The organism is Mesorhizobium sp. M7A.F.Ca.CA.003.01.2.1, assembly GCF_003998945.1.
GTDB classification, from domain to species: Bacteria; Pseudomonadota; Alphaproteobacteria; order Rhizobiales; family Rhizobiaceae; genus Mesorhizobium; species Mesorhizobium ciceri.
The window spans coordinates 1-6519 of the sequence record NZ_RZRA01000231.1 but is presented as its reverse complement, the minus strand read 5'-3'; the positions used below and the strand labels follow the sequence as shown (position 1 = coordinate 6519).

Here is a 6519-nt window from a genome sequence, read left to right as displayed (position 1 = left end):
GTGCGGATGCCGCCGCCGTGGCGAAGGTGCTGGCGGTGTGTCAGACCTTCGAGCCGGCCGGCCTGTTTGCCCGCGACCTGGCCGAATGCCTGTCGCTGCAGCTTGCCGTGCGGAGCCGGCTCGATCCGGCGATGAAGGCGCTGGTCGCCAATCTCGAACTCCTGGCACGGCGCGATTTTCACGCATTGAAACGGATCTGCGGTGTCGACGAGGAGGATCTGCTCGACATGCTGGCCGAAATCCGGGCGCTCGATCCCCGGCCGGGCATGGCGTTTTCGGGCGGCGCCAGCGACGCGATCGTCGCCGATGTGGAGGTGCGCGCGGCCAATGACGGCAGCTGGACGGTCGAACTCAATGCCGAAACGCTGCCGCGGGTGTTGGTCGACCATATCTATTTCGCCCAGGTCTCTCCGCAGGCCAAGAACCAGGCGGAAAGGGATTTTCTGGCCGAATGCCTGCAGAACGCCAACTGGCTGACGCGCAGCCTCGACCAGCGGGCAAAGACCATCCTCAAGGTCGCCTCGGAAATCGTTCGCCAGCAGGACGCCTTCCTCGTCCATGGCGTGCGGCAGCTGAAGCCGCTCAATCTGCGCACTGTGGCCGACGCCATCGGCATGCACGAATCGACCGTCAGCCGGGTCACAGCCAATAAATACATGCTGACGCCGCGCGGCGTGTTCGAGCTTCGCTACTTCTTCACCGCCTCGATCGCCGCATCGGGCGGCGGCGATGCGCACTCCTCGGAAGCCGTGCGTGACCGCATCAAGCAGTTGATCGACGAGGAGAAGCCCGTCGACGTGCTTTCCGACGATGCAATCGTCGACATGTTGCGCGAAAGTGGCGTCGACATTGCAAGGCGTACGGTCGCCAAGTACCGGGAAGGCATGAATATCCCCTCCTCGGTGCAGCGCCGGCGCGAGAAACGTGCGATGGCCAGCGCCGGGCGCTGAGGCGGGTCGATTTTCCACAAGCCAGCACTTCATTGACAAGCCGCGGTGAACTGGCTAGAAGCCCGCCCGCATGAGACGGGCTAGATGCCCGCATGCGGATGGTCCGTCACGACGTTGGCCTCGGGACGGTCAAAGGGCGGCTTGTGATCAACCGGAAAGTCTGGATTTAAAATCGGCGCAAGTGACGCCGCAAAGCTTGTGCGCACGGATCACGAGTATAAACTCGGGCCAGTTTGAAGCCTGAGCAAGGAAGGTCAGTTTTCAGATGAATCTGCGCATATCGGGAAAACACATGGACATCGGCGATGCGTTTCGGACACGCATCAACGATCGTGTCGGCGAAGCGATCGGCAAATATTTCGATCGCGGCTTTGCCGGACATGTCACGGTCATCAAATCGGGTTCGCGCTATTCGGCGGATTGCATGATCCGGCTGGATTCCGGCGCTTCGCTGCAGGCCACCGGCGATGCCCAGGATCCGACGCTTGCCTTCGAGGCGGCGGCGGACCGTCTGGAAACCCGCCTGAGGCGCTACAAGCGCCGGCTGAAATCGCACAATTCGGGCGCCGCCAACGGCCAACCGACCGACATAGCCTACACGGTGATGGCGCCGCTTGCCGATGACGACGAGGACATTCCGGAGAATTTCGCGCCGGCCATCGTCGCCGAATCAACCATGACGCTGAAGACCATGTCGGTGGCGTCGGCGGTCATCGAGCTCGACACCAAGGACAGCCCGGTCTTCGTCTTCCGCAACGCGGGAACCGACCATCTCAACATCGTCTATCGCCGACCCGATGGAAATATCGGTTGGATCGACCCGTCGACGACCAAGGTCGCACAAGCGTGACGACAACGGTCGCACGGTGACGACAAGGGTCGCACGGTGACGACGAGGTCGCACTGGGATAAGAGCCGGCCGCACGAGGGGTGAGGACTGGTGACGGCAGGCGAACAAGGGATTTTCAAGCATGGATCTGAGCGATCTTATCAACGTTCCGGCGATATTGCCGGCGTTGAAGGCGAACTCCAAGAAGCAGCTGCTGCAATTGCTGTCCGAACGGGCGGCGGCGATTTCCGGCATTCCGGAGCGGGAGGTGTTCGACACCATCCTGCAGCGTGAGCGGCTGGGTTCGACCGGCGTCGGCAACGGCATCGCCATCCCGCACGGCAAGCTGGCCGGCGTGAAGCGCATCGCAGGTGTTTTCGCCCGGCTGGAGACGCCTGTCGATTTCGAATCGCTGGACGATCAGCCCGTCGATCTGGTGTTTCTGCTGCTGGCGCCGGAAGGGGCGGGTGCCGATCACCTCAAGGCACTGTCGCGCATCGCGCGAGTGCTGCGTGACGCCGACACGGTGGCCAAGATCAGGGGTACGCGCGACGCCGCGGCTATCCACGCGCTTTTATCGGACACCCAGGCCTCGCACGCGGCCTGATTTTTCTGGTGAGACGAACTTCAAGGGCCGCCACGGGCGGCCCTATGCGTTTGAGCCTGCTGGTCGCGCCTAACAGGGCGGCGCGCTGGGTCTTAGTGGATGGCGACCGTGGTCAGGTCGTTTTCCATGGCACCGGCCAGTGCGCGGTCACGCGCGTCGGAAAGCAGGATCGGCTGGCCATTGGCTGCAAACAGCGCCCACAGTTCCATGCCGGGAGCGATTTCGCCGAGATTGGGGAAACGGCCGAGCAATTCGTCGCTCGAGACCTTTCTGAGATAAGCGACCGAGCCCTCGCCGAGATGAGCGAATTCGCCATTGGTCATGGTGATAGTTTCAGTTCTGGTCATTTCAAAGCCTCCTTGGCGCGAGGACGCCGCTCAAGGCCATCCCGCATGAGAGCCATCGGTAAAGATCAGTCTTTCACCGATATGTTTATTTTCCGTACCAGCCGTTCGGACTCCGGCCGATCGAGGTCGATCGCCAAAAGGCCGTTCTTCAACTCCGCTGCGATCACCCGCATGCCGTCGGCCAGCACGAAACAGCGCTGGAACTGGCGCGCGGCGATGCCGCGATGAAGAAATTCGCGCTCGGTGTCGTCGGTCTGACGGCCGCGCACGACCAACTGGTTTTCCTCCGTGGTGACATCGAGATCGCTTTCGGCGAAACCGGCGACCGCCAATGTGATGCGCAACCTTTCGGTTTTGCCGTCGGCGCCGCTGAGGCGTTCGATGTTGTAGGGAGGGTAGCTGTCACCGGACTTCGCCAGGCGTTCCAGGGTCTTTTCCATGGCGTCGAAACCAAGCAGAAGCGGGCTGGAAAAGGGCGTCATTCGGCTCATGTTACACTGTCCTCTCAAGAGCGACATAAAGTGGAAAAACCCAGATGGCATTTTTCCCGATGGCCTTGATATGGTCCGCCCCGCGACCAAGTTCAAGCCGTCAACAGACCCGCCCAAAAAGACCAGGCCGTGGACTCACAGGAATGACAGACATGGCGCTTGAAACGGCGAGCAGATGCAAGGAAAAGCGCGCGGGTCGGGATTGTCTTCCCCGGTCGAGCGGTTCGGCCTGGCAGCTCGCGGCCGCTTCGGCGTCATTTGGATGTTCCGATCGGATCGATGCAAGTCCACGACCTCGCCAAACAAGGAATTGAAATGCCCCAGTCACGCAAGATCATCATCGACACGGATCCCGGCCAGGATGATGCCGTCGCCATATTGCTGGCGCTCGGCAGCTCCGAACTGGAGATCGTCGGCATATCAGCCGTTGCCGGCAACGTGCCGCTGAAGCTTACCGAAAAGAATGCCCGCAAGATCTGCGAGCTGGCCGGCCGCCCGGACATCAAGGTCTATGCCGGTGCCATCCGGCCCCTGACGCGCGAACTGGTCACCGCCGAGGAAGTGCATGGCAAGACCGGCCTCAACGGTCCGCAATTGCCCGAACCGACGATGAAGCTGCAGGACCAGTACGCGGTCGATTTCATCGTCGAGACGCTGATGAGCGAAGAAAGCGGCACGATCACGCTTTGCGCGCTCGGCCCGCTCACCAACATTGCGCTGGCGCTGATCCGCGAGCCGCGCATCGCACCGCGCATCAAGGAAATCGTGCTGATGGGCGGCGGCTTCTTCGAAGGCGGCAATGTCACACCGACCGCCGAATTCAACATCTATGTCGACCCGCAGGCCGCAGATGTCGTGCTCAAATCCGGCATTCCGATCGTCATGATGCCTCTCGACGTCACCCACAAGGCGCTGACCACCGCCAAGCGCACGCAGGCCTTCCGCGCGCTGGGCACCAGGGTCGGCACCGCCACCGCGGAGATGTTGGAGTTCTTCGAGCGCTTCGATGAAGAGAAATACGGCACCGACGGTGGCCCGCTGCACGATCCTTGCGTCATCGCCTATCTGTTGAAGCCGGACCTGTTCAAGGGCCGCAACTGCAACGTCAGCGTGGAAACCGCCTCGGAACTGACCATGGGCATGACCGTGATCGACTGGTGGGGCGTCACCAAACGGCCGAAGAACGCCATGGTGATGCGCGACATCGACCATGATGCGTTTTTCGCCTTGCTGGTGGAGAGGCTGGGGCGGCTTAACTGACCGTCAGAACAGAACTGAACTTGTGAGCACGCGTCTTCACTCATTGAGAAACCGATAGGTGTCTCCGCCGCGCTTATGATGTTGCCGCTCGATGGGGATGACCGAACCGACAAGGTGCGGCATCCCCACTTCATCATCGATGGATGTCACCGCGCTGTTGCCATCAAGGCGGACATCGTATGTGTAATACAGCCCGCGCCCGGCAGCCATCTTCGGATTGATGGGCATTAACCTCACATACTCGATAGTGCCCATCACACTCTGAGTTGCCACAACCGGATTGTCCTGGTTCATCGCAATCGGGATCAGCGCCGCCAGGGGCAGTGCGCAGAAGAATACGACACCAATGACTGCGTCTCGGTATTCTGCCTGAAACAGAAGCAGGCGGTTTCTGAGAGAAGATACTGTTGCCATGATTCAATTCACGAATCGGTAGAAGACGAAGCCATTGTCGCGCGTGACGCGTTCGATGTTTGTGCGCGAGCCGATCAGATGCGGGTGATCGTCATCGATAAGGACAGACGAACCGTTCTCGATAGAAACCAGATATATGCCGCGGCCATGGTCCAACCGGACACTTTCGACGTTTGCCTCGACTGTGTCGACCGATCGGATCGGGCTGGCGTCGTTGATCCATTTGTTTGCCGCCAACATGATCATAACCGCAAACGCACCAATAAAGAGGATCACGCCAGGCGCGTTCCTCTTCAAACCATCCCAAGTCCAAAAGACAGACATGAATCCCTCAAGCCAGATTCATGTGGTGGTGGGACAGCACACTTTCAATCTGTTGCCATTCCAGGGTGCTGCAACTCCTTGCGGCGCCGGCTCGGCCGCCTTTACTTCGACCGCGAAAACGCCAGCCACAGGCCGCCGCCGACCATGAAGCTGCCGCTGATCCTCGACAGGAGTTTGATGCGGCCGGCCGACAGCAGGCGCCCGGCGCGGCCGGCGGCCAGCGCGTAAGTCGAATCCGAGAAGGCGGCGAAGATCATGGCGGTCAGACCCATGACGGCGATCTGCAGCGAGTAGTTGCCTTGCGGCGAAATGAACTGCGGAAAGAAGGCGCCGAAGAAAATCAGCGTCTTGGGGTTGCTCAGCGCCACCAGCAGGCCCTGCAGGAAGAAGCCGCCGCGCGGCTTTCTCGCTGTTCCATCGGCATTCAACGTGCCCTTGGAGCGGAACATCTGCACACCCATCCAGATCAGATAGGCCGCGCCGATCAGTCGTACCCACTCGAACCAGTGGCCCATGCCTGCGATCAGCGTGTTGAGGCCGATGCCGACGATGGCGATCATCACGGCAAGCCCGGCCTGCGTGCCGGCGACGTTGGCGAGGCCGGCGCGCGAGCCATGGCGGATGCTGTTGGCAATGATCAGCGTGACCGTCGGACCGGGCACCAGGATAATGACGATGCAAGCGAGGACATAGGCGGCGTAGAGTTCGAGCGACATGCTTTTTCCCCAGGAATACCGCCGAGGCGGCGCGGCTGAGGATAATCAATGCATGGCGGCGATAGCGATGCAAGCCGGTGCGCGAAGCGCCGCGGCCGCCAACGCGTGCGATTCAGGCGCCGGCCGGCCAGGGCAGTGTTGCCTCATAGGCGGCCGCCGCCTTGAGCACGGCAAGGTCGCCGCGTGGCCGGCCGATCAGCTGCATGCCCATCGGCCGCCCTCTATCGTCGAAGCCGACCGGCACATTGGCCGCCGGGCAGCCGCCCAAGGTCGCGAAGGCGGAAACCTGCATCCAGCGGTGATAGCTGTCCATTGTGCGTCCGGCGACCTCACGCGGCCAATGCGTATCGATGTCGAAGGGGAAGACCTGCGCTGTCGGCAGCGCAATCAGATCATAGCGGTCGAAGATCGACAGCAGCGTGCGATGCCAGGACGTGCGGATGACCGAAGCGGCGCGGATCTGCGGCGCCGTCAGCCGCGTTGCGTTCTCCACTTCCCAGATGGCTTCCGGCTTGAGCAGGCGGCGCTTCGCGGGATCGTCATAGTGGGTTTTGAGCGCGCAGCCGCTGCTGGCCTGGCGC

General features: G+C 61.5%; 10 protein-coding genes. 4 read left to right on the top strand and 6 right to left on the bottom strand.

The window, feature by feature from the left end:
* From rpoN to ptsN, 3 genes are all read left to right on the top strand, one after another.
* Positions 1 to 950: RNA polymerase factor sigma-54 (gene rpoN, locus EN969_RS12110; protein ID WP_127419144.1), on the top strand; the 950-nt coding region annotated here is incomplete at its 5' end.
* Positions 951 to 1215: 265 nt separating this feature from the next.
* A complete protein-coding gene (gene raiA, locus EN969_RS12105; protein WP_013529588.1) occupies positions 1216 to 1800 on the top strand; it encodes a ribosome-associated translation inhibitor RaiA in 585 nt (194 codons plus the stop codon).
* A gap of 121 nt (positions 1801 to 1921) precedes the next feature.
* Positions 1922 to 2386, top strand: a complete 465-nt coding sequence (ptsN, locus tag EN969_RS12100; RefSeq protein WP_013529589.1) for a PTS IIA-like nitrogen regulatory protein PtsN — start codon at positions 1922 to 1924, stop codon at positions 2384 to 2386.
* 92 nt (positions 2387 to 2478) lie between these two features.
* On the opposite strand, the gene EN969_RS12095 is transcribed toward ptsN, so the two are convergent.
* Complete coding sequence (locus EN969_RS12095) at positions 2479 to 2733, bottom strand: DUF1150 family protein (protein WP_013529590.1); 255 nt, start codon at positions 2731 to 2733, stop codon at positions 2479 to 2481.
* Positions 2734 to 2798: 65 nt separating this feature from the next.
* The gene (locus tag EN969_RS12090) at positions 2799 to 3224 is read right to left on the bottom strand and encodes an Hsp20 family protein (RefSeq protein ID WP_013529591.1); all 426 of its coding nucleotides are present in this window, start codon (positions 3222 to 3224) and stop codon (positions 2799 to 2801) included.
* Between the two features lie 315 nt (positions 3225 to 3539).
* Between EN969_RS12090 and EN969_RS12085 the strand changes: the two genes are divergently transcribed.
* The gene (locus tag EN969_RS12085; protein WP_063170333.1) at positions 3540 to 4484 is read left to right on the top strand and encodes a nucleoside hydrolase; all 945 of its coding nucleotides are present in this window, start codon (positions 3540 to 3542) and stop codon (positions 4482 to 4484) included.
* A gap of 36 nt (positions 4485 to 4520) precedes the next feature.
* On the opposite strand, the gene EN969_RS12080 is transcribed toward EN969_RS12085, so the two are convergent.
* From EN969_RS12080 to EN969_RS12065, 4 genes are all read right to left on the bottom strand, one after another.
* Positions 4521 to 4898, bottom strand: coding sequence for a hypothetical protein (locus EN969_RS12080; RefSeq protein ID WP_063169006.1), 378 nt, complete (start codon positions 4896 to 4898; stop codon positions 4521 to 4523).
* Positions 4899 to 4901: 3 nt separating this feature from the next.
* The gene (locus tag EN969_RS12075) at positions 4902 to 5222 is read right to left on the bottom strand and encodes a hypothetical protein (RefSeq protein WP_013529594.1); all 321 of its coding nucleotides are present in this window, start codon (positions 5220 to 5222) and stop codon (positions 4902 to 4904) included.
* Positions 5223 to 5323: 101 nt separating this feature from the next.
* Positions 5324 to 5938: a LysE family translocator gene (locus EN969_RS12070; RefSeq protein ID WP_013529595.1), complete on the bottom strand. Its 615-nt coding sequence runs from the start codon at positions 5936 to 5938 to the stop codon at positions 5324 to 5326.
* A gap of 112 nt (positions 5939 to 6050) precedes the next feature.
* On the bottom strand, positions 6051 to 6519 hold a 469-nt coding region (locus EN969_RS12065; protein WP_245467434.1), incomplete at its 5' end, for an amidase family protein.

Coding starts and splice junctions, on each gene's coding strand:
- raiA (WP_013529588.1), top strand. CDS start 1,216: ATGAATCTGCGCATATCGGGAAAACACATGGACATCGGCGATGCGTTT.
- ptsN (WP_013529589.1), top strand. CDS start 1,922: ATGGATCTGAGCGATCTTATCAACGTTCCGGCGATATTGCCGGCGTTG.
- EN969_RS12095 (WP_013529590.1), bottom strand. CDS start 2,733: ATGACCAGAACTGAAACTATCACCATGACCAATGGCGAATTCGCTCAT.
- EN969_RS12090 (WP_013529591.1), bottom strand. CDS start 3,224: ATGAGCCGAATGACGCCCTTTTCCAGCCCGCTTCTGCTTGGTTTCGAC.
- EN969_RS12085 (WP_063170333.1), top strand. CDS start 3,540: ATGCCCCAGTCACGCAAGATCATCATCGACACGGATCCCGGCCAGGAT.
- EN969_RS12080 (WP_063169006.1), bottom strand. CDS start 4,898: ATGGCAACAGTATCTTCTCTCAGAAACCGCCTGCTTCTGTTTCAGGCA.
- EN969_RS12075 (WP_013529594.1), bottom strand. CDS start 5,222: ATGTCTGTCTTTTGGACTTGGGATGGTTTGAAGAGGAACGCGCCTGGC.
- EN969_RS12070 (WP_013529595.1), bottom strand. CDS start 5,938: ATGTCGCTCGAACTCTACGCCGCCTATGTCCTCGCTTGCATCGTCATT.